Here is a 26,008-nt window from a genome sequence, read left to right on the forward strand (position 1 = left end):
CGTTTTTTGCTTCCGGGCGGCTCAGAAGGCCGTCAGTGTGAGGGTCATCTCGCGCGGCGCGCCGTCCTCGATGTACGAGGCGAAGTTGGCCACGTCGTCGAAGGCGAAGCCGTACGCCTTGCCGTCGGCGGCCTCGGCGTGCAGGACGCGCGCGTAGTGGTTGGCGAGCTGGCCCTTGTAGAAGGTGCCCGCGTCGGTGGTGGGCTGGGCCGCGTGGTCGGCGAGGGTGGCGCGGTTGAGGGCGGCGCCGAGGACCGCGGCGACCGGGCCGCGCAGCCCGTCGTTGGGGGCTTGCAGGGTGCCGTGGCAGAAGAGCACGTCACGGGTGGAGGGCTTGGCGATGGAGAACTGGGCGGGGCCGCGGAAATTGAACTGTCCGCCGCTGACCCGGCCGGTGAAGGTGCCCCTGTTGGTGGTGACCTTCAGGTCCTTGGACGTGTACGCGTTCCAGGAGCGGTCGATGTACGGGGCGAGGTAGTTCCGGTCGAACAGCCCGGCGTCCAGGCCGTGGCTGGGAGCGATGACGCGCTTGTCGCCGACGACGAGCTTGCCGAAGCCCGGCGTGCGGCCGATCTCCGAGAAGATGCGGGAGCGCGCACCGGCCTTGAGCGCCCCGGCCGTCTGGTCCCGGGCGCCGGTGAGGCGGATGGACATCGGGACGCTGAACATGTCGACCGACGTGGTGTTGCAGTGCATGCCGGCCCCGTCGTACGTGAACTCCGCGCAGTCGTGCACGATCGGGTAGTTGGGGTCGCCGGACACCCACCCCGCGGGGTAGGCCAGCGCGGGCTGGCCGTTGCCGTCCCGTACGGCCTTGAACTTGAGCTTGGAGCCGAGCGACGCGTAGATCCGGCCGGACATCCGCGGGATCCGCAGGGTGGTGGTGCCGTTCGCGGCGAGCGGCATGGCGTAGTCGGTGAAGCCGTCCGGTCGGTTGTCACCGAGGGCTATGGGTTTGATGTCACCTTGTGGGGTGACGCGTACCTGCTGGCCGCCGACGTTGCCGACGATGTAGATCCAGACGGCCGAATTGGCGTAGCGGCCCGTGCGGTTGACGACGTGCAGCGGCAGTCCGTCCGCGGCGGCGCCGGCCGGCGCGGCACCGGCGGTGCGGGCGAGCAGGCCCGCACCGGCTCCGGCGGCGGCGGTCGCGGCGACGCCGCCGATGAGGGTGCGACGGGAGATCATGCGGTGGCTCCTTGCTGGACGGAGACGGACACGTGGTCGACGAGGAGGGAGGCGCCGGGGCGTGTCGCGTCGGTGGGGGTGGCGCGGCCCGCGACGGCGTCGGGGAAGGCGCCGCCCATCGCGAGGTTGATCAGGAGGAAGTGACCGTGATGGGTCGTCCTGGCCCAGGTCGCGGCGTCCATCTGGGCGGAGCTGACGGTGTGGAAGCGCTGCCCGTCGACGGACCAGTGGAGGTACTCGGTGGATCCGGTGCGGTCCAGTTCCAGGGCGTAGGTGTGGAAACCGGCCTGGCAGGCGGCGCCGGGGCAGACACGGGAATTGCCGATGCCCTGCGCCTCGTTGCAGGGGCCGCCGGGGTTGACGCCGCAGTGCAGCACGCCCCAGACGCGGTTGGCGCCGTTGACGTTCTCCATGATGTCGTACTCGCCGATGCCGGGCCAGTTCCAGTAGTTGCCGCGGAACTCGGCGCCGAGCGTCCAGAAGGCGGGCCAGTAGCCGAGCGCCGCATCGCCGGAGATGTTCGGCATCTGGACGCGCGCCTCGATGCGCAGCTTGCCGCGGGCGGGGGCGGCGAAGTCGGTGCGGCGGGTCTCGATGCGGCCCGAGGTCCAGGTGGCGCCGTTCTTGAGGGCGGTGATCTTCAGGTGGCCCGCGCCGTCGAGCTGGAGGTTCTCGGGGCGGTTGGTGTAGGTCTGGTGTTCACCGGTGCCCCAGTTGGCGGGGCCGCCCGGGTAGCCCTTGCCGGTGTCGATGATCCAGTCGTCGGCGGACGGTCGGGAGCCCGCCGCGCCGTTGAAGTCGGTGCGCCACACTTCCTTGAACGCGGCGGCCGAGGCGACCGAGGCAGTCGGGCCGGCCGGTACGGCGGCCGGTGCGCCGGCCGAAGCGGTGGGCAGGGCGGGTGGCCAGGCGAGGACGAGGGCGAAGGCGGCGCCGAGCGCGCCGAGCAGTGACGCGGTTCTGGCCCGGGCCCGCTTCCGTACGGGTATTTTCGTGTTCATGACATAGCTCCTCGGCGACGTGGGGTGATGAGGAGTTCCGTGTTCACACGCGGCCTGAGAAGGTGTGAGAGCGCTCTCATGCCGTGTTGGGGCACACAGTGCCGACTTCCCGCCGAGCCGTCAAGGTTTGGCATGGACCAACGAGTTGGCCCGATTTCACCTACGGGGGTTGAATGGTGCGTACATCGAAAGGCGGGCGGCCGACACTGGAAGCGGTCGCCGCGCGGGCCGGCGTCTCGCGCGCGACGGTCTCCCGCGTGGTCAACGGCGGCGCCGGGGTCCGCGGCGAAGTGCGCGAACGGGTCCGGCGCGCGGTCACCGACCTCGGGTACGTACCGAACAGCGCGGCCCGCTCCCTGGTGACCCGCCGCACCGGCGCGGTCGCCGTGGTGATCGCCGAACCGGAGGCCCGGGTCTTCGCCGACCCGTTCTTCGGACGCCAACTGCGCGGCATCAGCCGGGAACTGTCGGCCGCCGACATCCAACTCCTGCTGCTCCTCCAGGAGACCCGCGCCGACTGCGACCGCGTCGGCCGCTACCTGGCCGCCGGGCACGCCGACGGCGTACTGATGTTCTCGCTGCACCGCGACGACCCGCTGCCCGCGATGGCCGAGGCCTCCGGACTGCCCACGGTCTACGGCGGCCGCCCCGGCTGGGCGGACACCGGCCACGGACCGCGCCCGCTGTACGTCGACACCGACAACCGCGACGGCGCCCGGCAGGCCGTACGCCATCTCCGTGACCGCGGCCGCCGCCGGATCGCCGTGATCACCGGGCCGCTCGACCAGACCTCCGCCCAGGACCGCCTGGACGGCTACCGCGACGCGCTGGCCCCCGCCGCGCCCGACCCCCGGCTGATCGCCGACGGCGGCTTCACCGCCCAGGGCGGCGAGCGCGCCATGGCTCGGCTGCTGGCCGCCGCACCGGACCTGGACGGCGTCTTCGTCTGCTCCGACCTGATGGCCTCCGGCGCGCTGCGGACCCTGCGGGCGCACGGCCGCCGGGTGCCGCAGGACGTCGGCGTGGTGGGGTACGACGACCTGGACCCCGCGGCGTGGACGGACCCGCCGCTGACCACGGTGCGCCAGGACGTGGAGGAGATGGGCCGCCTGATGGCACGGCTGCTGCTGCGGCGGCTGAGGGCGGACGCCGAGGCTCCCGGGGACGAGCTGTCCTCGGTGGTCACGGCGGCGAGGCTGGTGGTCAGGGAGTCGGGGTGAGCGGGCCCGCTCCGAGGTCCGAGGTCCGAGGAGGAGGGGTGACCGTCCCGGTACGTCCGGTCAGCGGACTGCGGGTAGCGTTCCCCGCCATGGGGCCGGAAGCGAAGATCGAAGCGGTGATCACGGTACGCAGGGCACTGGAGCTGCCCGCGCTGCGACGCGGGCTGCCCGAGGTGCTGGCCGGCGAGGACCGCCTCGACCGCGCCGTACGCTGGGTGCACGCGGGCGAGGTACCGCACATCGCCTCCCTGCTCAAGGGCGGCGAGCTGCTGCTGACCACCGGCCTGGGCCTGGGCGCCCGCCCCTCCGAGCAGCGCGCCTTCGTCCGCGAGCTGGCCGACCGGGAGATCGCCGCCCTCGTCGTGGAGCTGGGCTCCCGGTTCGAGGCGCTGCCGTCCGCCGTCGTCGACAGCGCGCGGGCCTGCGGCCTGCCGCTGGTGCAGCTGCACCGCGAGGTCCCGTACGTCACGGTGACCGAGGAGATCCACACCGAGCTGGTCAACAGCCACTACCTGCTGCTGCGGCAGGCCGACGAACTCCTGCGCAGCTGTACGGACGTCCTGCTGCGCGGCGGCGGCGCCCCCGAGGTGCTGCGGCGGCTGGCCGCCTTCACCGGCAACCCGCTCTGCCTGGAAGCCCCCGACGGCAGCCCTCTGTACGCGGCGGGCCCGGACGACGGCGGCGCCGCTGACGCCGATCCCCTCCAGGCGTGGGAGGGGCTGCGGGAGACCGGCCTGCGGGTGGACGTGCCCGGCGGCGGGCCCGGCCCCGACGCCGTACGCGCCCGCCTGGTCCTGCTGCCCGTCAACGCGCCCGTCGCGCCGGTGCACCGGATCGCCGCCGAGCGCGCCGCCGACCTGCTCGCCGTGGTGATGCTCCAGTCCCGGCAGGAGGAGGTGCTGGCCGCGCGTGGCCGCGGTGACTTCCTGGCCGATCTGGCGGAGGGGCGGATCACCGCGGGCGAGGCTCCGGCGCAGGCCCGCCTGCTGGGGTTCCGGCCGGGCGGCGAATCGATTCTTCCCGTGGTGATGCGGCTGCCCTCCCATCTGCCCACACCGGGCAGTTGGGCCGTGCTGGCCCGCGCTCTGCGGGAGGAGCTGGCCGCGCTGGGCGTGCCCGTCCTGCTGGGCGTACGTCCCGTGGAGGGCCGGGTGCCGCTGCTCGTCGCGCTGCGCGCGGGCCAGGACCGTACGGCCGTCGCCGACCGGGTCGCCGAGGCCCTGCGCGCCGGGGTCGAACGGGCCGGGGCGGACTCCCCGGCAGCGCGGCGCCCGGTGGTCGTGGTCGGCACGGCGGGCGACTGGCCGGCGGCGGGCCCCGGACTGCGGCACGCGACGGAGGCAGCCGCCGCCGCGCAGGGCCTGCCGGAACAGCCCTGGCACGATGCGCGCCGGCTGGACATCGAGCTGCTGCTGTGGCGGATGCGCGAGCACGGCGAACAGGGTGTCCTGACGGACTTCGTGGACCGCGCCGTCGGCCCGCTGCTCGTCCACGACCGGTCCGCCCGCCAGCCGCTGCTGCCGACCCTGGAGGCGTACCTGGCCAGCGCGGGCCGCAAGGCGGAGACTGCACGTGATCTGAACGTCAACCGGCAGACGCTGTACGACCGGCTGGCCCGCATCGCCCAGTTGCTGGGCACCGATTTGGAGGACCCGCAGACGGTGCTCGGGTTGCGGCTGGCGCTACGGGCCAGGAGGCATACGGAACGGGGGTGAGGGCGCCCCCAGGAGGGGCTCGCTCAGGCCCGCAGCGTCTCGACCGCGGTGCCGATGCCCAGGGCCAGCAGGACGCCGCCGGTACCGCGCTCCAGATTGCGGTGCACCCGGGGCCGCCGCAGCCAGCGGAGCAGCCGCCCGGCGCCCACCGCCACCAGCAGCAGCCAGCCCGCCGCGATCACGGCGTCGATGACGCCGAAGAGCAGGGTCGTCCCCAGCACCGAGTGGCCCTGCGGCAGGAATTGGGGGACGACCGCGACGAAGAAGATGCCGACCTTGGGGTTGAGCAGGCAGCTGTAGAGGCCCTGCCGGAACGCCTGCGTCGGCCGGACCGCCGCGGCACCCGTGGCGTTCGTGGTGTCCATGGCGTCCGTCATGGCCTGGCCGCCGGCCTCCCCTGCCGCGCCCGTGGCACCGGCGGCCGCCCGCCGGTAAGCCCACAAGGCCTGCGCACCCAGTACGGCCAGATAGGCCGCGCCCACCAGCCGTACGGCCATGAAGGCGGCGTCCCAGCGTTGCAGAGCGGCCGCGAGGCCTGCCGCGGCGGCGACGGCCCAGGCCAGCGAGCCCGCCGCGGCCCCGAGCGCGGAGGCGGCCCCGGCGCGTCTGCCGCCGCGCAGGCAGTTGCGGAGCACCAGCAGGGTGTCCGGCCCGGGAGCCATCGTCACCAGCAGGGCGAAGAGCGCGAAGCCGAGAAGCGCAGCCGTCACAGCGGCCTCCTGTCGTACGGGGCGTGTCTGGAAGCGGGCGATGTGAAGATCGCGCGCGGTGCCGGGCGACTCTACCCACCGGCAGTCTGCCGGGGCGCTCCGGCATCCGGACGCCCGGGGCCGGCCGCCCGGACCGGGTCGCTCATTCCTCCCGCCGCTGCATCAGTTCGTCGTACACGCTCAGCACCTGCGCGACCGTGGCGTCCTCGGTCGGCCAGCCCGCGGCCTGCGCGCGCCCGGCGGCGGCGAGCGTGTCCCGGCGGGCGGGGTCGGCGAGCAGCTCCAGGACGGTGCGGGCGAGGGCCGCCGCGTCGCCGTACGGGACCAGTTCGGCGGCGTGGCCGACCAGTTCACGGGTGCCGCCGACATCGGTGGCCACCAGCGGGACACCGGCCCGCAGCGCCTCCTGGGCGATCAGCGAGCGGGCCTCCCAGCGGCTGGGCAGCACCAGCAGGTCGGCGGCGGCGAGGAGTTCGGGCACGTCGTCGCGGCGGCCGAGCAGGCGTACCGGCAGGTTCTCGCCGTCGATACGCCACTGGAGCGCCTCGCGCTGCCCGCCCTCCCCCGCCACCGCGACCATCGGCTGCGGGTCCAGGGCGCACCAGGCGTGCGCCGCGTCCAGCAGGAAGTCGTGCCCCTGGCACGTCTCCAGTCGGCCGACGACGAGGATCAAGGGACGGTCCACGGCGCCCAGTTCGGCGCGCTGCTTGTGGGCGGGGCGGTCCTCCGCCGTCAGCGGGCGGCCGCCCGCCCGGGGCGCCGGGATGGCGACCGGGGCCAGGCGCGCGTCCCGGGCGCCGCGTTCGCGTGCCCGGTCCACCAGGTCCGCGCACGCGCCCAGGACGACCGCGGCGGCCCGCGCCACCCGTCGTTCCAGCAGCTGGACCAGACGGGCCCGGGCCCCGTCCGTGTGCGCCTTGGTGTGCCAGGTGACCACGAGGGGGACCCGGCGGCCCCGCGTGCCCTGGAGGGCCAACGCGGCGCGCAGGCCCGCCCGCAGACCGTGCGCATGCACGAGGTCGGCGTCCCCGCAGGCGGCCCGCAGCGACGTCACCCCGGCCGGGTCGGCGCGCGGCGGCACCGGCACGAACCGCGCGCCCGCGTCCGTGTAGTCGTACGTGTCCTCGGCGGCGGGCGGCGCGCACACCGTCACCCGCACCCCGCGCGCCACCAGCCCGGCGGCCAGCGAACGGACATGGGCGGCGCTGCCCGCGCTGCCCCGGCCCAGCACCTGGACCGTGCGCAGCGGCGACTGTCCGTGCGGCGGGGCCGGGGTGCTGATCACGTGGGCGGTGCTCCTGGGGTCGGCGGGCGGACCGGGCGGCGCGCCACGGGTCCGGCACCGACCGGGGCAGGTGCCGGTACGGGGGCGCGGTCGCGCGGCTGTACGCGCTGCGCCCCCAGGATGCCAGCCCGCGCCGTGCATACGGGACCGCCGACGAGCCGTTCCAAGGGCACACATCGCCCATACACCCACCTGACCACCCATATGGGCGACAAACGCCCCACTCGGTCGGCCCAGCGGCAGTGACCTGACGCGGGGTCCGGCCGTTACGCGCCGCCGGACGCGGCCGTCCGGGCGGGCCGGTCGGCGGATTCTGCGGTCCCGGTTCGGTCGCCCGGCTTTGCGGTCCCGATCCGGTCCCCTGGCCTTGCGGTCCCGATCCGGTCAGGCGGCTTTGCGGTCCCGGCCGGGTCGCCGGCCTCTGCGGCCCTGGACCGGTTACCGGCCTCTCCGGCCTCTCCGGCCTCAGCCCGGTCCGCCTGCCTCTGCCGCCCCCGCCCGGTCACCGGCCACCGCGGCCCCGATCAGGGCGGCCGCGTGCACGGCCAGCCCCGCGCGGCCGCATCCGGCGGCGACGGCCAGGCCGAGCCCGGCGCCCAGGGCGTGGGCGCCCGCGTCGCCGATCATGGTGCGCTCCCCCAGGTCGTCCGCGAGGACCGCCGCCACGACTCCCGTCGGCGCCGCCGCCAGGGCCCCCGCAGGGCCGCCTCGCAGCAGCCCCGGCGCCGCCGCGGCGAGCGTGGCCACCGCCGCCCGGCCCGGCCGTACGTCCACCAGGTTCACGGCGTGCGCGGCGCCCGCGATCACCACCCCGGCGAGCACCTTGTCCAGCGGCCGGTCCTTGATCAGCGCACCGGCGGCCAGCCCGGCCGCGCCGATTCCGAGCAGCTTCACCGCGCCGCTGGTCAACTCCCCGTCCCGCAGGGCCGACAGGTGGGCCCGGAAGCCGCGCCGGGGGTCACCCGCCCCGGCGAGGTCGTCGTACGTACCGCAGCCCCCGGCCGCCAGGACGGCCAGCGCTGCCGCCGTGCGCGTACGGGCGGACAGTCCCGGCGCGGTCACGGCCGCGAGCGCGGTGCCCGCCACGGTGGCGGGCCCGCCGTACAGGTCGACCGTGCGGCCCGCGTGGTTCGTGCGCTCCCAGCGCCCGCGCCCGCCGGGCGGCCGGCGCCGCAGCTGTCCGTACACGACGCGGGTGACACCTGCCGCGACAGCTGACGGCAGGCCCTTGCGCAACGTTCCGATCATGATCGACAGGGTAGGGCTGCCGGGCGGCGCGGCGGGCGCCGGGCCGGTGCATCATGCATCCGTACGGCACGGCTCCGGCTCCGGCCCTTCCTCCGGCTCCGGCTTTCGGCTCCGCCCCCGTCTGCGGCTTCGGCCCTCGCCTCCTCCGTCGGCCCCCGCCTCAGCGTCCCGCGCGGGCCGTTTCCAGGAGTTCCTCCGCGTGTGCGCGCGCCGTCTCGGAGTCCTCCTGCCCGGCGAGCATCCGGGAGAGCTCGCGGACCCGGTCCTCGCCCTCCAGGACCGTGACACCACTGCGGGTCACCGAACCGTCGTGGGTCTTCTCCACGAGCAGCTGCCGGTCGGCGAAGGCCGCGACCTGCGGGAGATGGGTGACGACCACGACCTGGGCCGACCGGGCCAGGCGGGCCAGCCGGCGGCCGACCTCCACGGCGGCCTTGCCGCCGACGCCCGCGTCCACCTCGTCGAACAAATACGTCGGTACGGGGTCGGAACCGGCGAAGACCACCTCGACCGCGAGCATCACCCGGGAGAGTTCACCGCCCGAGGCGCCCTTGGCGATGGGGCGGGGCGGCGCGCCGGGATGCGGGGCGAGGAGGAGTTCCACCTCGTCGGCGCCGGTGGGACCGTAGGCCACCGTACGGCCGCCGACCTCGACGCCGTCGCTCTTGTCGGCGGTCTCCGGCAGCTCCGTCTGGCTGATCTGGACGCTGACTCGGGCATGCGGCATGGCCAGCTCGGCCAGCTCGGCCGTCACCGCGTCGGCGAATCGCTTCGCCGACGCTTCCCGGGCGTCGGTCAACGCCTGCGCCAGCTCACCCAGTTCCGCGCGCAGCGCGTCGCGCTCCGCCGCCAGTTCGCCGATCCGGTCGTCGTCGCCGTCCAGCTCGGCGAGGCGGGCCGAACTCTCCTCGGCCCAGGTCAGCACGGAGGCGATGTCCGCACCGTACTTGCGCATCAGGTGCGTGAGCGCGGCCCGGCGCTCCTCGACGGCGGCCAGCCGCAGCGGGTCCGCGTCCAGTCCGTCCGCGTAACTGGCCAGTTCGCCGGCCACGTCCGCCATCAGGATGCCGATCTCGCCCAGCCGCTCGGTGAGCGCGGCCAGCTCCGGGTCGTGGCTGCGTACGGCGTCCAGCGCCCGGTGCGCGCCCGCGACCAGGGTGCTGGCGTCGACGGCCTCCAGGTCCTCGGGGTTGCCGGCGAGCGCGGCGTGCGCGGCCGCGGCGGCGGAGGCCAGCGCCTCGGCATGGCCGAGGCGTTCGGCCTCGGCGGCCAGTTCGGTGTCCTCGTCCGGCTGCGGTTCGGCCGCGGTGATCTCCTCCAGGCCGAAGCGCAGCAGGTCGGCCTCCTGGGCCCGTTCGCGGGCCCGGGTGGTCAGCTCGTCCAGTTCGGCGGCGACGGCGCGCAGCCGCCGGTACGCGGCGGTGTACTTGGCGAGCGGTACGGACACCGCGTCGCCCGCGTAGCGGTCCAGTGCCTGCCGCTGCCGGGCCGGGCGCAGCAGGCCCTGCTGGTCGGTCTGGCCGTGCACGGCCACCAGGTCGTCCGCCAACTCCCCCAGCAGCCCGACCGGGACGGAGCGCCCGCCGACATGGGCGCGCGAGCGGCCTTCGGCCGAGACCGTGCGGCTGATCAGCAGCGTTCCGTCGTCCAGTTCGGCGCCCGCCTCCTCGGCGCGCACCGCGGCCGGTGCCGCCCGGCCCACCGCTATGCGGCCCTCCACGACCGCCGTTTTGGCTCCGATCCGCACCAGGGCGGGGTCGGCGCGCCCGCCGAGCAGCAGCCCGAGGCTGGTGACGACCATGGTCTTGCCCGCGCCCGTCTCGCCGGTCACCGCCGTGAAACCAGGCGACAGCTCGACGACGGCATCGTCAATGACGCCCAGGGACCTGATCCGCATCTCCTCCAACACGGGTACGACCTTACGAGGTCCCGGGCCCGCCCCGCGACGGCCTCCCCCTCCCCCGACCGCTTCGTCCTGCGGAAAACCCCACCACAAGAACGGATGTTTTCCTCATGGCGGTACCCCCGTCCCGCCCGTCACGCTGTGAAGCAGAAGACGATCGGGGGAAGCCACATGGCTGGCGGAGCGACGGCAGAAGGCAGGACAGGGCCCGGGGCACCGCCCCACGGTGGTCCGACAGGCGGCAACGGGGGCGGCAACGGGGTCGCAGAGCCGCGGGCGGAAGCGGGGCCATGGGCGGCTGCGGGGGCGCGGGCGGAAGCGGAGCTGCGGGCCGCGTGCGGGAGCCCGCTGCCGTACCTGTCCGGGACAGCGGCCGCCATGGAGATATCCAGCGGCGTGTTCCGGTCGGCACTGCTCACCGACACCGGTCTGCCGGTCCACGCCACCCTGCGCCGCCGCGCCACGGAGACACCCGCAGCGGCGTGACGGGCCCGAGGCTCCGGACGACGGAGCGGCGTCCGGAGCCTTGGGCCCGGTCCGGCGCAGCGGCAGGCGCCGGAGAACCGGAGGAAAACCGGAGGGCGCCCCTCCAGCCGCCGCAGCCGACGGCCACCCGAACCATCACCCGACGGGGGAACCACCATGACCGATCACCCGCCCACCCGGCGAGCCGCCCTCCTCCTGACCACCGCCACCCTGGTCACCGCCTGTACGCCGTCCGCCGGTGCATCGTCCGCCGGGGCGCACACGGCCCGTACGACGGAAGGCTTGGCGGCGCGGCCCTCGGCACGGCCCCCTGATTCTCTGGAAGGCGTGTGGCGGATGGACGGGTACGGCACCCTCGTCGCGATCGACGAGCGGCGGCTCCGTCCGTACGAGACCACGGCCGTCAGCTGCCGCCCCGGGCCCGCCGACGGTGTCCGTACGGGCCCGCCGGGCCCCGCGGGCCAGGTGGAATTCGCCGTGCCGGACGCGGCGCGCGTCACGGTCGCGCCGCAGAGCCCCGGCGTGGCCCGCCTGAGCATCCAGGACAACGTCGGGTACCGCACACTCCACCGGATCGCCGCGCTGCCCGCCCACTGCCACCAGCGCCCGGCGAAGGACCCCCGTGCGGTCTTCGACGTCTTCTGGCAGACCTACGCCGAGAACTACCCGTTCTTCGCCGCCAAGAAGATCGACTGGGCCGCCGTACGGGCCCGGTACCGCCCCCGGGTCACCGCGCGGACCACCGACGACGAGCTCTTCGCCGTGCTGCGCGCGATGATCGAGCCGCTGCACGACGGGCACACCAACCTGTCCGCGGGCCCCGGCCGGAGGTACGCGGGGTCGCGGCCCGGGACGCCCGCCCCCACCCCCGCGCTCCTGAAGCAGGTGGACGCGGCGATCACGGCCGCCCTCGGCCGGGACGTCACCCTGCGCCGGTGGGCCGGTGGCGCGCTCTCCTACGCCGATCTCCCCGGCCGTCTCGGCTACCTCCGCATCACGTCCTTCACGGGCTACACCGACCAGGACGACTACGAGAGCGATGTCGCGGAGCTGGACCGCGCGTTGGACGCCGTGCTCACCAGGGGCCGTACGTCCGGCCCGAAGGCCCTGCGCGGCCTCGTCGTCGATCTGCGGCTGAACGGCGGCGGTTCGGACCCTCTGGGGCTGCGCGTCGCCTCCCGCCTGACGGGCCGCCCCCACCTCGCGTACCGCAAACACGCGCGCAACGATCCGGCCGACCCGCGGAAGTTCACCCCTGACCAGCCCGCATGGGTGTGTCCGCACGACGGCCCCCGCTACACGGGCCCGCTCGCGCTGCTGACCGGACCGCTCACGATCAGTGCGGGCGAGACCTTCGCCCAGGCCCTGCTCGGCCGCGCCCCCGCGCCGGTCCGCATCGGGGAGAACACCCAGGGCGTCTTCTCCGACACCCTGGACCGCACCCTGCCGAACGGCTGGAGGTTCGCACTGCCCAACGAGGAGTTCCTGACCGCGGACGGCCGCACCTTCGACGGGACGGGCATCCCCCGGCCGTCCGCATACCGGTCTTCGCCGCCGCGGACCTGGCTGCCCGCCGCGACCCGGCCCTGTCCCGCGCCCGTGCCCTCCTGGCCGCCGGCTCCGGCCACCCGGCGTCATGACTCCGGCCGAGACGGGCAGCAGATCGCCCTTCGGGTTCATCGCGTTACTGACGGCCCTCTCCGTCCCGTTCTGGGCGGCCGGCGCGGTCTTCGACCTGTCCGGTGCCCTGCCCATGGGCATGCCGCTGAGCGCGTTCCAGTTCGTCCTGCCGGTGGCGGTGGCCTCGCTGCTCCTCTTCCGCGAAGAGGGCGGGCGCGGGGTGCGCCGGCTGGTGCGGCGGACGTTCTCGGCACGCGGCGCGACGCGGCCCGGCTGCTGGGCGTCGGCCGTGCTCCTGGTACCCGCCCTGTTCCTCGTGACGTACGGGCTGCTGTCGGCGGCCGGAGCGCCGCCCACCGGACCGCACTCCCCGCTCGCGTCCGTGCCGCTGCTCCTCCTCCTGTACTTCGTCGCCGCCGCTGCCGAGGAGGCGGGGTGGACGGGGTACCTGCTGCGGCCCTTGCGGGAGCGGTGGGGGCCGCTCGGCGCCGGCCTGGTCATCGGCCTGGTGTGGGCGGCCTGGCACGTCGTCGCGTACGCCCAGGCGGGCCGTTCCGCCTCGTGGACGGCGGGCCAGGTGCTCGGCTCGGTCGCGCTACGGGTCCTGATGGTCCGGCTGTACGCCAGCTCCGGCGGGATCGTGCTGACAGCCGTCGTCGTGCACACCGCGATCAACGTCGTCGAGTCGGTGTTCCCGGGCTACACCGAGCACGCCGCGCCCGCCCTGGTCCTCGGCGCGGTCGCGTCGCTCACGGCCGCGCTCGTGACACTCCGCGGGCCCGGAGCAGCCGTGACCGTACGGCCGCTCCAGGCCCGGGGTGAGCCGAACTCCGCCCACCCCGCCGCGGAGCCGATACCCGTTCACCCCGACGCGGCGCCGTTATCCGTCCGCCCCGACGCGGAGCCGATACCCGTCCGCCCCGACGCGGCTACTGCGGTGCGCCGCGCCAGCCCGCCACCGGCAGGGCGAACTTGGCCACCAGACGGTCGGTGAAGGAGGCGTGATGCAGACGGGCGAGGCGTACCGGTGTGGCGCCGCGGCGGACCTCCACCCGGGCGCCCGCGGGCAGTTCGACGCTGCGGCGGCCGTCGCACCACAGCACGCCGTGCGGCGTCTTGGGCTGCACCTCGACGGCCAGCACCGAGTCCGGCGAGGTGACCAGCGGCTTGGCGAACAGCGCGTGCGCGCTGATCGGCACCATCAGCAGGGCCTCGACCTCGGGCCAGACCACCGGGCCGCCCGCCGAGAAGGCGTAGGCGGTGGAGCCGGTCGGGGTCGCGCACACGACGCCGTCGCCGCCGAAGCGCGAGACGGGCCGCCCGTCGACCTCGGTGACAACCTCCAGCATCCGCTCCCGGGCCGCCTTCTCCACCGACGCCTCGTTCAGTGCCCAGTCGGTGTGCGCGATGCTGCCGTTGTTGCGCACGAGGACGTCGATGGTCATCCGCTCCTCGACCTCGTAGGAGCGGGTCACGACCCGGTCGACGACCTTGTCCAGGTCGTCCCGTTCGGCCTCCGCGAGGAAGCCGACCCGGCCGAGGTTGACGCCGAGCATCGGCACCCCGGACGTACGGGCGAAGTCCGCGCCGCGCAGCAGCGTCCCGTCCCCGCCGAGGACCACCAGCAGTTCGCAGCCCTCGGCCGCGCACTGTTCGGACTCGACGCGCACCACGGACGCCGGCAGCGGCAGATCAGCGGCCTCCTCGGCCAGGACCCGCACGCCGATGCCGCTGCGCAGCAGTCCCTGGACGACGAGTTCGGCGCTGCGCACGGCCGCGGGGCGGCCGGTGTGCGCGAGCAGGAAGACCGTACGTTCCCCGGACGGCTCCGGGCAGCCTTCCGGCGGTGCGGTACAGGTGGTGCGCGAGCCGGCTGTCTCAGCCGCTCCGGATGCTTCAGAACTGGTCAACGGGGCCCCTCCGCCACTGCTCGGTCGACGTCCGCCGGGTCGAGTGCATCCGCCCCGGCGCGCAGCCACAGAAAGTACTCGACATTGCCGGAGGGACCGGGCAGCGGGCTCGCGGTCACCCCCGCCACCCCCAGCCCGAGTGCGGCGGCCCGCCCGGCGACACCGCGTACCGCCTCGGCCCGCAGTTCGGCGCTGCGCACCACTCCGCCGCTGCCGAGGCGCTCCTTGCCGACCTCGAACTGCGGCTTGACCATCAGCACCAGGTCGGCGTCGGGCGCCGCGCAGCGGACGAGGGCGGGCAGCACCAGGCCCAGCGGGATGAAGGACAGATCGCCGACGACGAGGTCGACGGGCTCGCCGTCGATCTGCTCCAGCGTCAGTTCGCGCACGTTGGTGCGGTCCTTGACGGTGACCCGGTCGTCGCTCTGCAGCGACCAGGCGAGCTGCCCGTATCCGACGTCGGCGGCGACGACGTGTGCCGCGCCGGCCCGCAGCAGGACGTCCGTGAAGCCGCCGGTGGAGGCGCCCGCGTCCAGGGCGCGGCGGCCCGTCACCTTCAGGCCGAGGGGTGCGAACGCGGCGAGGGCCCCGGCCAGCTTGTGGCCGCCGCGCGAGACGTAGTCCGGGTCGCTGTCGTCGTCACGCACGACCAGGGCCGCGCTGGTCTCCACCTGGGTGGCGGACTTGGTCGCCGTCGTCCCGCCGACGGTCACCCGCCCCGCGGCGATCAGCTGGCTGGCGTGCTCGCGGGAACGGGCCAGCTTGCGGCGCACCAGCTCCGCGTCGAGTCGGCGTCGTGCCACTCCTGCCACCTGTGGTTCAGCTCCTGTTGTCGTACGTTGCGGACGGCTGCGGGGACGCGGGCGCGCCGGACGCGCCGGAAACGGACGGACCGGTGCCGGACGGGCCGGAAACGGACGGACCGGTGCCGGACGGGCCGGTGCCGGACGGACCGGCGGGCCCGGGGCGCCGGTCGAGCGCGGCCAGCGCGTCGCGCAGTCCCCGGTGCACATCCTCGTACACCGCGAGGTGTCCGCTCGCGGCGAGGTGGTCGGCGTCGGCCAGGCGCCGCAGCTGGGCGTCGACGGCGGCGTCCCCGGTGGGCGTGACCACGACACCCAGCGGCTGCGGCCCGGCGGGCGCGGTACCGTTGCGCTCCGGGCCGTCCAGGCCGTCCCCGGTCCGGCTGTCCAGACCGTCCCGGCCCCTGCCGTCCGGACCACCGGCATCAGGCCCGTCCGGCACCCGCTCGTCCGGCATCCCGCCGCCCACCGGCTCCTTCGGCTCTTCCATGCCTCGACGCTACCTCGAACCGCCCGCCGACCGGGTCACCGCCCGCCTGTCCCGTACCGGCGTATCGTCGATCTCGATGGCAACCCTCGAAGAGTGCCGCGCCGCCCTCGGCCGGCTCGCACAGAACCTCTCCACCGCCGACGGCGACGTCCGCAGCGCGGCCGCGTTCGACCGTTCGCTGAGCTGCCGGATCACCGACCTGGACGTCACGTTCACCGGCCGGCTGGCGAACGGCACCCTGGAGGACGTCACGAACGTCCCCGGGCCGCCGCCCGAACGGGCCCAGATCCGCCTGGCCATGCGCGGCGACGATCTGGTCGCCATGGTCGACGGCAAGCTGCACTTCGCCAAGGCGTGGGGCAGCGGCCGGGTCAAGCTGGAGGCGGGCTTCCGCGACCTGCTGCGCCTGCGGTCGCTGCTGTAACCACGACGCAGCCGGCCCGGCCACCAGGCCCCCGCCGTCGCAGTCCGCCCTGCACCGCGGCCCGGCCACCAGGCCCCCGCCGCCGCAGGCCGCCCTGTACCGCGGCCCGGCCGCAGGCCGCCTCGGCCTCCCGGCCCGGCCGCCCGCGCTCAGGACGCCCCGACCCCCGCGGCCGCCCGCGCCTTGCGCGCCGCCGGCACCACCAGCGGCGTGCCCGTCTCCGGGTCGTCGATGACCTGGCACTTCAGGCCGAAGACCTGCTCCACCAGGTCGGCCGTGACGACCTGCTCCGGCGGCCCTTCGGCGACGATCTCGCCCGCTCGCATCGCGATCAGGTGGGTGGCATAGCGCGCGGCGTGGTTGAGGTCGTGCAGGACGGCGACGAGGGTGCGGCCCTGCTCCTCGTGGAGTTCGGCGCACAGGTCCAGCACCTCGATCTGGTGCTGGATGTCGAGGTAGGTGGTCGGCTCGTCCAGCAGGAGCAGCGGTGTCTGCTGGGCGAGGGCCATCGCGATCCACACGCGCTGCCGCTGTCCGCCGGAGAGTTCGTCGACGTAGCGCTCGGCCAGTTCGCCGACGCCGGTGGCGTCCATGGACTCCCGTACGATCCGCTCGTCCTCGCCCGACCACTGGCGCAGCAGTCCCTGGTGCGGGTAGCGGCCGCGCGCGACCAGGTCGGCGACGGTGATGCCGTCGGGCGCGATGGAGGACTGCGGGAGCAGCCCGAGGGTGCGGGCGACCTTCTTGGCGGGCAGCGAGGAGATCGCCGCGCCGTCCAGCAGTACGGAACCGGCGGCGGGCTTGAGCATCCGCGACAGGGCGCGCAGCAGCGTGGACTTGCCGCAGGCGTTCGGTCCGACGATGACCGTGAAGGACTGGTCCGGTATGGCCACCGAGAGGTCCTCGGCGATGACCCGCTGGTCGTAGGCGAGGGTCACGTTCTCGGCCGTGAGACGGCTCACTGGTTGCTCCTTGTAGCGGTCTGCGTCGTGGGGGCCTGGGGCGGCTCGGTCGGTGTGACGGGGGCGGGGGCCGGAGCGGGGACGGGGACGGCGGCGGGGGCCGTTTCCGGCTGCCGTGCGGCGCCCCGCGGGCTCGGGCTCATATCCGTCCCGCCTTGCGTTCGGAGGCCAGCAGCCACAGCAGGTAGCCACCGCCGAGCAGGCCGGTCAGCACGCCCACCGGAAGCTGGTCGGCGCCGAAGATCTGCTGCGAGAGCCAGTCGGCGGTGACCAGGAGGGCGGCGCCCATGAGGCCCGCGGGCAGCAGGTTGGGGCCGGGCGAGCGGGTCAGCCGGCGGGCCAGCTGCGGTGCGGTCAGCGCGAGGAAGGCGATCGGCCCGGCCGCCGCGGTGGCCGCGGCGACCAGCAGGACGGCCGCCGCCAGCAGGACCACGCGTACCCGGGTGACCGGGACGCCCAGCGCGTACGCGGCGTCGTCGCCCATCTCCAGCATCCGCAGCGGCCGGCCGTACAGCAGCGCCAGCGGGATCAGCAGGACGCAGACGATCGCCAGCGGCCAGACCTGGTCCCAGTCCCGGCCGCTGAGGGTGCCGGTCATCCAGGTGACGGCCTGGGTGGCCTCGACGATGTTCGCCTTGGTCATCAGGTACAGGACGATCGCGTAGAGCATCGCGGCGGCGCCGATGCCGACGAGCACGAAGCGGTAGCCGTGGATGCCGCCCTTCCACGCCAGCAGGAAGATCGCCAGCCCGGTGACGATGCCGCCGGCGACCGAACCGGCCGCGATGGCGAAGGTGCCGCCCTGGAAGAAGACGATGACGAGCAGCGCGCCGACCGTCGAGCCCTGGGAGAAGCCGAGGACGTCGGGACTGCCGAGCGGGTTGCGGGAGACGGCCTGGAAGACGGCTCCGGCGACCCCGAAGGCGGCGCCGACCAGCAGTCCGACCAGGACCCGCGGCAGCCGCAGGTCGTTGACGATGAACTCCTGCGCGGTGGTGCCGGACCCGGTGAGGGTGGCGAGGACGTCTCCCGGGCCCATGGGGAAGTCGCCGGTGCCGATCAGCAGCACGCTCGCGAACAGGGCCACGGCGGCCAGCAGCACGGAGACGACGAGGGTCCGTACGTCCAGGCGCAGGGACAGCCCGCCGGCGGTGCGGACCGCCCGTACGGGCCTGCCGGTCCGCGCGGCGGTGTCCCGGCCGGTGGCCGCGGAATCGTTCCGGCCGGTGTCGGTCTTGACGGTGGAACTCACAGCTGGGCCATCCTCCGACGCCGTACGAGGTAGATGAAGACCGGGCCGCCGACGACGGCCGTCACGATGCCGACCTGGATCTCGCCGGGCCGCGCCACGACACGCCCCAGGACGTCGGCGCCGAGCAGCAGGACCGGCGACAGGACCGCCGAGTACGGCAGGATCCAGCGCAGGTCGGGGCCGGTGACGGCGCGGACGACGTGCGGGACCATCAGGCCGACGTAGACGATCGGGCCGCAGGCGGCGGTCGCGCCGCCGCACAGCAGGGTGACGGCGACCATCGCCAGCACCCGGGTGCGGGTCAGCCGGGCGCCCAGGGCCCGCGCCTGGTCGTCGCCGAGCGCGATGGCGTTCAGGGGGCGTCCGACGGCGAGCGCCAGGACGGCGCCGGCCAGCAGGAACGGCGCGACCTCCTGCACGGTCTCCGTGGTGGCGGAGGCCAGCGAGCCGACCGTCCAGAAGCGCATCCGGTCCAGCGCCGCGGTGTCCAGGAGGTTGACGGCGTTGATGTAGCCGATCAGTACGGCGGACAGGGCGGTGCCGGCCAGCGCGAGCCGTACGGGGGTGGCGCTGCGGGTGCCGCCGAGCACGTACACGGCGACCGAGACGACCGCGGCGCCGAGGAAGGCGAACCACACGTACCCGGTCAGTGAGGTGATCCCCAGGAAGCTGATGGCGGAGACGACGGCCGCCGAGGCACCCGCGTTGATGCCGAGGACGCCGGGGTCGGCGAGGGGGTTGCGGGTCAGTGCCTGCATCACGGTGCCGGCCAGCCCCAGGGCCGCGCCGGCCAGCAGGCCGAGGAGGGTACGCGGCAGGCGGACGTCCCGTACGACCACGTCGGTGTCGTCACCCGTGTAGTGGAAGAGGGCGTGCCAGACCTGGTCGAGGGGTACCTGTTTCGCGCCGACGGCGATACCCAGGGCGGTGACGACCACCAGGAGGCCGACGGAGGCGACGAGCCCCGCCGAGCGAGTGATCTGCCGCCGCCGCGGAGCCGCGGGGGCGTTTGCTGCTTCGGGGGGACTGTCAACCAACACGGGAGTTAGGTTAGCCTACCCTCACGATCAGACATCAAGTCGTTCCGCAGGGCCTTTTACCGGCCCTTTGCCGTCCGTCCTGAAGTCCGTCCGGAAACGCACCGAAGACCGTGAACGACCGGCTGAAGTCCCGTCAAGTCCTGACGGCCGTGCCGAGGCCCAGCCCAGAGAGAAGCGCATCGACCATGAGCACCCCCCGTAGCGTATCCCTGTCCCGACGCGGCGTTCTCGCCGCCGGTGGCGCCGTCGGCATCGGCGCCCTGCTGGCCGCCTGTGGAGGCGGCAAGGACAAGGACGCGGGCTCGCAGGGGAACGTCAAGGGCGGCGCCTGGTCCTTCACGGACGACCGCGGGAAGAAGGTCTCGCTCGACCACACGCCGCAGCGCATCGTCGCCTTCACCGGCACCGCGGCCGCGCTGTACGACTTCGGCGTCGACAAGCAGGTCGTGGGCGTCTTCGGCCCGACCAAGCTGAAGAACGGCAAGCCGGACGCGCAGGCCGGCGACATCGACGTGGACCGCCTGACCATCATCGGCAACGCGTACAACCAGTTCGCAGTCGAGAAGTACGCGGGCCTCAACCCTGACCTGCTGATCACCAACATGTTCGAGCCGGGCGCCCTGTGGTTCGTGCCGGACGAGAGCAAGGACAAGATCACCAAGCTGGCCGAGACGGTGGCGATCACCGCGTCCCGTACCCCGCTGGTGAAGATCATCGAGCGGTACGCCGAGCTGGCGCAGTCCCTCGGCGCCGATCTGAAGGCCAAGAAGGTCACCGACGCCAAGGCCCGCTTCGAGAAGGCCGCCGCCGAGCTGCGCAAGGCCGCCAAGTCCAATCCGGTCCGGGTCCTCGCCTGCTCCGGCAGCGCCGACCTCTTCTACGCCTCCAACCCCGGCATCAACTCCGACATCATGTACTTCAAGTCGCTGGGCGTGGACATCATCGTCCCCGACAATCTGGACAAGGGCGGTTACTTCGAGAACCTGAGCTGGGAGAACGCCGACAAGTACCCGGCCGACGTGCTCATGCTCGACAACCGCACCTCCGCCCTCCAGCCCAAGGACCTGGCCGCCAAGCCCGCCTGGAACAAGCTGCCCGCCGTCAAGGCCGGCCAGGTCACGGGCTGGTCCAGCGAGCCGCGCTTCTCCTACGCGGGCGCCGCGCCGCTGATGGAGGAGCTCACCAAGGTCATCCAGAACGCCAAGAAGGTCGCCTGACGCACGCCGTGGCCGGCCGCCGCACCGGCCGGCCACGGCGCCGCACCGCACTGCCCGCCCCGCCCCCACCGCAGTCACCGAGTCACGGTTCCGGGAGGTTCCTCCGCATGACCACGACCGCCGCACCCGCCACCACCCCGTTCCGCTTCTTCGACGTCCACGTCGTGCGCACCCGGCGGCTCGGCCCCTCCATGGTCCGGATCACCTTCGGCGGCGAACGGCTCGACGAGATGGCCTCCGGCGGCCGTGACCAGCGCTTCAAACTGTTCCTCCCGCAGGCCCACCAGTCCGAGCCGGTCTTCGCCGACCAGAGCGAGAACTGGTACCCCGCCTGGCGCGCCCAGGACCCGGCCGAGCGGCCGCTGATGCGCTCGTACACCATCCGCGAGCAGCGCCACGAACCCGCCGAGATCGACGTGGACTTCGCGCTGCACGGCGCGGACGCCCCGGGCACCGCGGCCGGCGGCCCGGCCTCGCGCTGGGCGGCGTCCGCCGTGCCCGGCGACCGCGTCTCGGTCCTCGGCCCGGCCGTCGAGGACAACGGCGGTGTCGACTTCCGCCCGCCGCCCGGCACCGACTGGATCCTGCTGACGGGCGACGAGACGGCGCTGCCCGCCGTGGCCGGCATCCTGGCCTGGCTCTCCCCCGGCACCCAGGCCAAGGTCTTCCTGTCCGTCGCCCACGCGGCCGACCGCCAGGACCTGCCCACCTTCGCGGACGCCGACATCACCTGGCTCGCGGCCGACGAGCGGCCGGCGGACGGGCAGGACGCGCTGCTGGAGGCGGTCCGTGCCGCCGAGCTGCCCGAGGGCACGCCGTACGCCTGGATCGCGGGCGAGGCGGGCAACGTGAAGATGCTGCGCCGCCACCTCGTGCGGGAGCGCGGGTTCGACCGCCGGGCCGTGAAGTTCACCGGCTACTGGCGGCGCGGCGCCAGCGAGGAGGACCTGCTCGCGGAGTACATCGCGAGCACGGCCGCCGGCAACGAGGACTGACCCGGCCTCGGCTCCGGCCACCCGTACCGTGCGTGTACGACGGTCCGTACACGCACCAGAAGGAGGGGCCCCGCTCGTCAGCGAGCGGGGCCCCTCCTGGCTTCACAACGCTTGCGCGTCACAACGCTTGCCCTCACAGCGCTTGCGCGTCACAGCCCGAGCCGCGCCAACGCCTTCCCCGCGTCGGCGCCGCACGTACCGTCCCCAGCCGTCGTCCAGGCCGCCGCGCACAGCGCCCGCAGCCCGTCCAGCGGCGCGCCGTCGCCGTCCAGCGCCAGTACGCCGTCCCGTACGGACGCCGTCCAGCCGCCGCACCCGAAGCCGCCGTCCGTCTCCTCGGACACCCCCGGCTGCGGGCCGAGCACGCCGCGCAGGTCCGCGTCCACGTACGTGGGGCGGTGCTGCGGCGGAGCGGCCAGCAGTTCGGCCGCGGTGGTCACGCCGGTCAGCACCAGCAGCGCGTCCACACCGCCGTTGTAGGCGCCCTCGATGTCCGTGTCGAGCCGGTCGCCGATCACCAGCGGCCGCTGCGCGCCCGTACGCAGCACCGTCTCGCGGTGCATGGGCGTCTCCGGCTTGCCCGCCACCTGGGGCGTGCCGCCGGTGGCGGTCCGTACGACCTCCACGAGGGCGCCGTTGCCCGGCGCGATGCCGCGCTCCTTGGGGATCGTCAGGTCCGTGTTCGAGGCGAACCAGGGCACGCCGCGCTGGACCGCGTAGGCGGCCTCCGCCAGCCGTTCCCAGTTCAGTTTCGGGTCGAATCCCTGCACCACCGCGGCCGGGTCGTCCTCCGCGGAGTCCACCGGCACCAGGCCGCGCTCGCGCAGCGCCACCCGCAGGCCCTCGCCGCCGACCGCCAGCACCCGCGCCCCGTCGGGCACCTGCCCGGCGATCAGCCGGGCGACCGCCTGCGCCGAGGTGATGACGTCCGTCGGGGCGGTGGGCAGCCCGAAGCCGGTGAGCTGGCCGGCGACCGCGTCCGGCGTCCGGGAGGCGTTGTTGGTCACGTACGCCAGGTGCATACCGCCGTCCCGGGCCGTGCTGAGCGACGCGACGGCGTGCTCGATCACCGAGCCGCCGGCGTAGACGACTCCGTCCAGGTCCAGCAGCGCCGTGTCGTATGCCTCGCTCAGTGCCCGTTCGCACCGTCCGGGCTGCTTGCGCACCCGCTCGCTCATGCCGTTTCGCTCCTTCTGCACAGGTGGTTCCGCCGGTCGCGCGGGCCCCGCGAAACGGAACCCGGCCTACCGATATATCCGGCGGGACAACGGTTTCCCCCGATCATCCCGCACTCCCGAAGGCGGCATAGCATTCCCCAATGACCAGCACCGACGGCCTCCGCCTCCACCCCTTCCGCGGGCTGCGCTACGCACCGGACCGCGTCAGCAGCCTCACGGCCGTCACCTCCCCGCCGTACGACGTCGTCGTACGGCCGGACGGTGTGCGCCACCTCGAAACGGCCGACCCGTACAACATCGTGCGGCTCATCCTCCCGCATGCCCCCGACCCCGCCACCCGGCACCGTCAGGCCGCCGAGACGCTGCGGCGCTGGCGCGCGCAGGGCGTCCTGGCGACCGACGACCGGCCCGCGCTCTACGTGTACGAGCAGAGCAAGGGCAGCCTCCTGCAGCGCGGCCTGATCGGCGCACTCGAACTCGACGGTCCCGTCCTGCCGCACGAGGACGTGATCCCCGAGGTCGTCGAGGACCGCGCCGCGCTGATGCGCGCGACCGCCGCCAACTTCGAGCCGCTGCTCCTGTCCTACGTCGGCCAGGGCACCGGCAACGGCGCCACCGGCGTCATCGAACGGACCGTCCGCACCACACCGCTGCTCGCCACCACGACCGAGGACGGCTTCGCGCACCGCCTGTGGGCCGTCACCGACCCCGCCGACCTGACCGCGGTCGACGAGGATCTCGCCGTACGGCACGCCCTGATCGCCGACGGGCACCACCGCTGGGCCACCTACCAGCGGCTGCGCGAGGAGCACCCCGGCAACGGCACGGCGAGTCCCTGGACCAGCGGCCTGGTGCTGCTCGTGGACTCCGCCCGCCACCCCTCCAGGTTCGGGCCATCCACCGCGTGCTGCCGCATCTGCCGCTGGACGACGCGCTGGCCGGTCTGGACGGTGCCTTCCGCGTCCGGCCGCTGGACGGCCCGCTCGACGCGGCGCTGGCGGTGCTGGACGCGACGCCCGGCAACGCCTTCCTGCTGGCGTCAGGACCGGAGCGGTTCTGCGTGCTGGACCGCCCCGACCCGGAGCTGCTCGGCCGGACGATCCGCCGGGACCGCCCCGCGGCGTGGCGTGAGCTGGACGCCACCGTGCTGCACTCGGTCCTGCTGGACGAGGTGTGGCGGATCCGCGACCACTCGTCCGAGATCAGCTATCTGCACAGTGCCGCGGACGCCGTCGAGCAGGCGGCGAAACACGGCGGTACGGCCGTCCTGATGCGCCCGGTCCTTGAGCAAAAGGTGCGCCAACTCGCACTGGACGGGGTGACCATGCCGCGCAAATCGACGTCCTTCGGGCCGAAGCCGGCCACTGGTCTGGTACTGCGCGTACTGGACGAAGAGGGCTGATTCCGGGGCGTACCGATGCCTGTTCCAAGTCGTATCGGCGCCTGATCCAGGCCGCACCGACGCCCGATCCGGGCCGTATCGACGCCTGCTCCCGGGCTGTACGGCTTCCTCCCGTCCGCCGCCGGACCGGCGCCCGCGTCCCGCGCCGGCGCCTCGGCACCCCTTTCCCTCCCGCCACATAAGTTAGGTTAGGCTTACCTCATCACGTAAGCGGATGGAGCCGTTCCCCCTGCGCCAAACGGTCTTCTGCCCCAGCGCGGGCGTTCCATGCGCATCCCCCCACGTGAGCAAGTCCGCATCAGGGAGGACACGTTCATGACTCTCCTCGCGCACTCCGCCGAGGACCCGTCGCCCGCCGCACACACCGGGGCGCCGGACAGCCGGTCGCAGCTGTTCAACGACAGCACCACCGAGCACTACCGCCGCTCCGTCGCCGAAGGCGTCGCCCGCGTAGCCGACAAGATATCCACGACCGAACGCCCCTTCACCGGCGTCACGGTCGACGGCCTCTCCCCACGGTGGCCGGCATCGACCTCGAACAGCCGCTGCACGACCCCGCCGCCGCCCTCGACGAACTCGAAGAGGTCTACCTGCGCGACGCGGTCTACTTCCACCACCCGCGCTACCTCGCACACCTCAACTGCCCGGTCGTCATCCCCGCCCTCGTCGGCGAGGCCGTCCTCTCGGCGGTCAACTCCTCGCTGGACACCTGGGACCAGAGCGCCGGCGGCACCCTCATCGAGCGCCGCCTGATCGACTGGACCGCCCGGCGCATCGGCCTCGGCGAACGCGCCGACGGCATCTTCACCAGCGGCGGCACCCAGTCCAACCTCCAGGCCATGCTGCTGGCCCGCGACGAGGCGTGCCGTACGGCCCTCGCCCGCGAGAACGCCCCGGACGCAGGCATTCCGGGCGAACGACTCCAGGGCGCCACAACTCCGGTACGCCGTACCGACATCCTGCCCCGGCTGCGCATCTTCGCCTCCCAGGCCGGCCACTTCAGCATCGAGAAGGCAGCCACCCTGCTGGGCCTCGGCGCGGAAGCCGTGATCGCGGTGCCGTGCGGCCCGGACAAGCGGATGCGGGCCGACGCGCTCGCCGCCGAACTGGCGCGCTGCGAGGCCGAGGGCCTGATCCCGATGGCCGTCGTCGCCACCGCGGGCACCACCGACTTCGGCAGCATCGACCCGCTGCCCGAGGTCGCCGACCTGTGCGCCCGGTACGACGCATGGATGCATGTGGACGCCGCGTACGGCTGCGGCCTGCTGGTCTCCCGCCGCCGCGCCCTCCTGGACGGCATCGAACGCGCCGACTCGGTGACGGTGGACTACCACAAGTCCTTCTTCCAGCCGGTCAGCTCCAGCGCCGTCCTGGTACGCGACCACGCCACCCTGCGGCACGTCACGTACCACGCGGACTACCTCAACCCGGCACGGATGGCCGAGCGCCGCATCCCCAACCAGGTCGACAAATCGATCCAGACCACCCGCCGCTTCGACGCGCTCAAACTCTGGCTGACGCTGCGCACCATGGGCGCCGACGGCATCGGCGAGCTCTTCGACGAGGTGATCGACCGTGCCGCCGACGCCTGGAAGATCCTCGACGACGACCCGCGCTTCGACGTCGTGGTCGAACCCCAGCTGAGCACCCTGGTCTTCCGCTACCTGCCGTACCCCGACGACCGGGACCCGGTACTGAGCGACGAGGTCAACCTGCACGCCAGGGAAGCGCTGTTCGCCTCCGGCGACGCCATCGTCGCGGGCACCGTCGTCGACGGCCGCCACTACCTGAAGTTCACCCTGCTCAACCCCGAGACCACACTGGCCGACATCGCCACGGTCCTCGACCTGATCGCCGAGCACGCCGGCGCGTACCTCGCCGCGCGCCCCGAACCGGCCCTCAGCGCCGCGAGCTGACCGTCCCCGCCGACCGGCCCCCACAGCCGACGGCCGACCGACA

General features: G+C 74.0%; 19 protein-coding genes and 3 pseudogenes. 9 read left to right on the top strand and 13 right to left on the bottom strand.

All coding sequences use genetic code 11. The annotated features are described in order from the left end of the window. Window positions 1–21: 21 nt before the first annotated feature. Entirely contained in the window at window positions 22–1,188 is a 1,167-nt protein-coding gene (locus tag ACEXOX_RS12655; protein WP_406520576.1) for a beta-1,3-glucanase family protein, read from the bottom strand. After that, window positions 1,185–2,189, bottom strand: coding sequence for a glycoside hydrolase family 16 protein (locus ACEXOX_RS12660; protein WP_406520578.1), 1,005 nt, complete (start codon window positions 2,187–2,189; stop codon window positions 1,185–1,187). The genes ACEXOX_RS12655 and ACEXOX_RS12660 overlap by 4 nt, the downstream gene beginning before the upstream one ends. A 173-nt stretch (window positions 2,190–2,362) precedes the next feature. Between ACEXOX_RS12660 and ACEXOX_RS12665 the strand changes: the two genes are divergently transcribed. Then, entirely contained in the window at window positions 2,363–3,409 is a 1,047-nt protein-coding gene (locus ACEXOX_RS12665) for a LacI family DNA-binding transcriptional regulator (RefSeq protein ID WP_406520580.1), read from the top strand. An 89-nt stretch (window positions 3,410–3,498) separates the two neighbouring features. Continuing rightward, window positions 3,499–5,124 (top strand): PucR family transcriptional regulator, encoded by a 1,626-nt coding sequence (locus ACEXOX_RS12670; RefSeq protein ID WP_406526323.1) that lies wholly within the window; start codon window positions 3,499–3,501, stop codon window positions 5,122–5,124. 23 nt (window positions 5,125–5,147) lie between these two features. On the opposite strand, the gene ACEXOX_RS12675 is transcribed toward ACEXOX_RS12670, so the two are convergent. The 4 genes from ACEXOX_RS12675 to recN all read right to left on the bottom strand — a co-directional run bounded on the left by ACEXOX_RS12675 (window position 5,148) and on the right by recN (window position 10,264). Beyond that, window positions 5,148–5,834 carry a LysE family translocator gene (locus tag ACEXOX_RS12675; RefSeq protein WP_406520582.1) on the bottom strand — a complete coding sequence of 229 codons (687 nt, stop codon included), beginning with the start codon at window positions 5,832–5,834 and terminating at the stop codon, window positions 5,148–5,150. A gap of 142 nt (window positions 5,835–5,976) precedes the next feature. Beyond that, window positions 5,977–7,119 (bottom strand): glycosyltransferase family 4 protein, encoded by a 1,143-nt coding sequence (locus ACEXOX_RS12680; protein WP_406520584.1) that lies wholly within the window; start codon window positions 7,117–7,119, stop codon window positions 5,977–5,979. A gap of 465 nt (window positions 7,120–7,584) precedes the next feature. Continuing rightward, on the bottom strand, window positions 7,585–8,367 hold the full coding sequence (locus ACEXOX_RS12685; protein ID WP_406520586.1) for a hypothetical protein: 783 nt from the start codon (window positions 8,365–8,367) through the stop codon (window positions 7,585–7,587). Between the two features lie 160 nt (window positions 8,368–8,527). Further along, window positions 8,528–10,264, bottom strand: coding sequence for a DNA repair protein RecN (gene recN / locus ACEXOX_RS12690; protein WP_406520588.1), 1,737 nt, complete (start codon window positions 10,262–10,264; stop codon window positions 8,528–8,530). A gap of 828 nt (window positions 10,265–11,092) precedes the next feature. On the opposite strand from recN, the pseudogene ACEXOX_RS12695 reads away from it, so the two are divergent. Beyond that, window positions 11,093–12,220: pseudogene (locus tag ACEXOX_RS12695) on the top strand (S41 family peptidase); the annotation flags it as partial. A 172-nt stretch (window positions 12,221–12,392) separates the two neighbouring features. After that, the gene (locus tag ACEXOX_RS12700; RefSeq protein ID WP_406520589.1) at window positions 12,393–13,370 is read left to right on the top strand and encodes a type II CAAX prenyl endopeptidase Rce1 family protein; all 978 of its coding nucleotides are present in this window, start codon (window positions 12,393–12,395) and stop codon (window positions 13,368–13,370) included. On the opposite strand, the gene ACEXOX_RS12705 is transcribed toward ACEXOX_RS12700, so the two are convergent. The 3 genes from ACEXOX_RS12705 to ACEXOX_RS12715 form a co-directional block, all read right to left on the bottom strand. Next, window positions 13,306–14,178 (bottom strand): NAD kinase, encoded by an 873-nt coding sequence (locus tag ACEXOX_RS12705; protein ID WP_406526324.1) that lies wholly within the window; start codon window positions 14,176–14,178, stop codon window positions 13,306–13,308. The two genes, ACEXOX_RS12700 and ACEXOX_RS12705, sit on opposite strands and share 65 nt — an antisense overlap. 104 nt (window positions 14,179–14,282) lie before the next feature. Continuing rightward, a complete protein-coding gene (locus ACEXOX_RS12710) occupies window positions 14,283–15,098 on the bottom strand; it encodes a TlyA family RNA methyltransferase (RefSeq protein WP_030024180.1) in 816 nt (271 codons plus the stop codon). Between the two features lie 7 nt (window positions 15,099–15,105). Further along, a complete protein-coding gene (locus ACEXOX_RS12715) occupies window positions 15,106–15,579 on the bottom strand; it encodes a hypothetical protein (protein WP_406520591.1) in 474 nt (157 codons plus the stop codon). 76 nt (window positions 15,580–15,655) lie between these two features. Between ACEXOX_RS12715 and ACEXOX_RS12720 the strand changes: the two genes are divergently transcribed. Continuing rightward, window positions 15,656–16,003 (top strand): sterol-binding protein, encoded by a 348-nt coding sequence (locus ACEXOX_RS12720; RefSeq protein ID WP_030024178.1) that lies wholly within the window; start codon window positions 15,656–15,658, stop codon window positions 16,001–16,003. A gap of 149 nt (window positions 16,004–16,152) precedes the next feature. Here the strand turns inward: ACEXOX_RS12720 and ACEXOX_RS12725 are convergent, their stop codons facing one another. From ACEXOX_RS12725 to ACEXOX_RS12735, 3 genes are all read right to left on the bottom strand, one after another. Further along, window positions 16,153–16,965: an ABC transporter ATP-binding protein gene (locus ACEXOX_RS12725; protein WP_406520593.1), complete on the bottom strand. Its 813-nt coding sequence runs from the start codon at window positions 16,963–16,965 to the stop codon at window positions 16,153–16,155. A 139-nt stretch (window positions 16,966–17,104) separates the two neighbouring features. Next, window positions 17,105–18,217 (bottom strand): FecCD family ABC transporter permease, encoded by a 1,113-nt coding sequence (locus ACEXOX_RS12730; RefSeq protein ID WP_406520595.1) that lies wholly within the window; start codon window positions 18,215–18,217, stop codon window positions 17,105–17,107. Continuing rightward, entirely contained in the window at window positions 18,214–19,257 is a 1,044-nt protein-coding gene (locus ACEXOX_RS12735; RefSeq protein WP_030024173.1) for an iron chelate uptake ABC transporter family permease subunit, read from the bottom strand. The genes ACEXOX_RS12730 and ACEXOX_RS12735 overlap by 4 nt, the downstream gene beginning before the upstream one ends. Before the next feature lie 185 nt (window positions 19,258–19,442). On the opposite strand from ACEXOX_RS12735, the gene ACEXOX_RS12740 reads away from it, so the two are divergent. Continuing rightward, entirely contained in the window at window positions 19,443–20,474 is a 1,032-nt protein-coding gene (locus ACEXOX_RS12740) for an ABC transporter substrate-binding protein (protein WP_406520597.1), read from the top strand. Between the two features lie 107 nt (window positions 20,475–20,581). Continuing rightward, window positions 20,582–21,469: a siderophore-interacting protein gene (locus tag ACEXOX_RS12745; protein ID WP_406520599.1), complete on the top strand. Its 888-nt coding sequence runs from the start codon at window positions 20,582–20,584 to the stop codon at window positions 21,467–21,469. Between the two features lie 149 nt (window positions 21,470–21,618). On the opposite strand, the gene ACEXOX_RS12750 is transcribed toward ACEXOX_RS12745, so the two are convergent. After that, the gene (locus ACEXOX_RS12750; RefSeq protein ID WP_406520601.1) at window positions 21,619–22,647 is read right to left on the bottom strand and encodes an HAD-IIA family hydrolase; all 1,029 of its coding nucleotides are present in this window, start codon (window positions 22,645–22,647) and stop codon (window positions 21,619–21,621) included. A gap of 140 nt (window positions 22,648–22,787) precedes the next feature. Here ACEXOX_RS12750 and ACEXOX_RS12755 point away from each other — a divergent pair. Both ACEXOX_RS12755 and ACEXOX_RS12760 read left to right on the top strand, forming a co-directional pair. Beyond that, a pseudogene (locus tag ACEXOX_RS12755) lies at window positions 22,788–24,049 on the top strand (DUF1015 family protein). A gap of 315 nt (window positions 24,050–24,364) precedes the next feature. After that, window positions 24,365–25,965: pseudogene (locus tag ACEXOX_RS12760) on the top strand (pyridoxal phosphate-dependent decarboxylase family protein). The last annotated feature ends 43 nt before the right edge of the window (window positions 25,966–26,008 follow it).

Source organism: Streptomyces sp. Ac-502 (genome assembly GCF_045222935.1).
GTDB lineage: Bacteria > Actinomycetota > Actinomycetes > Streptomycetales > Streptomycetaceae > Streptomyces > Streptomyces monomycini.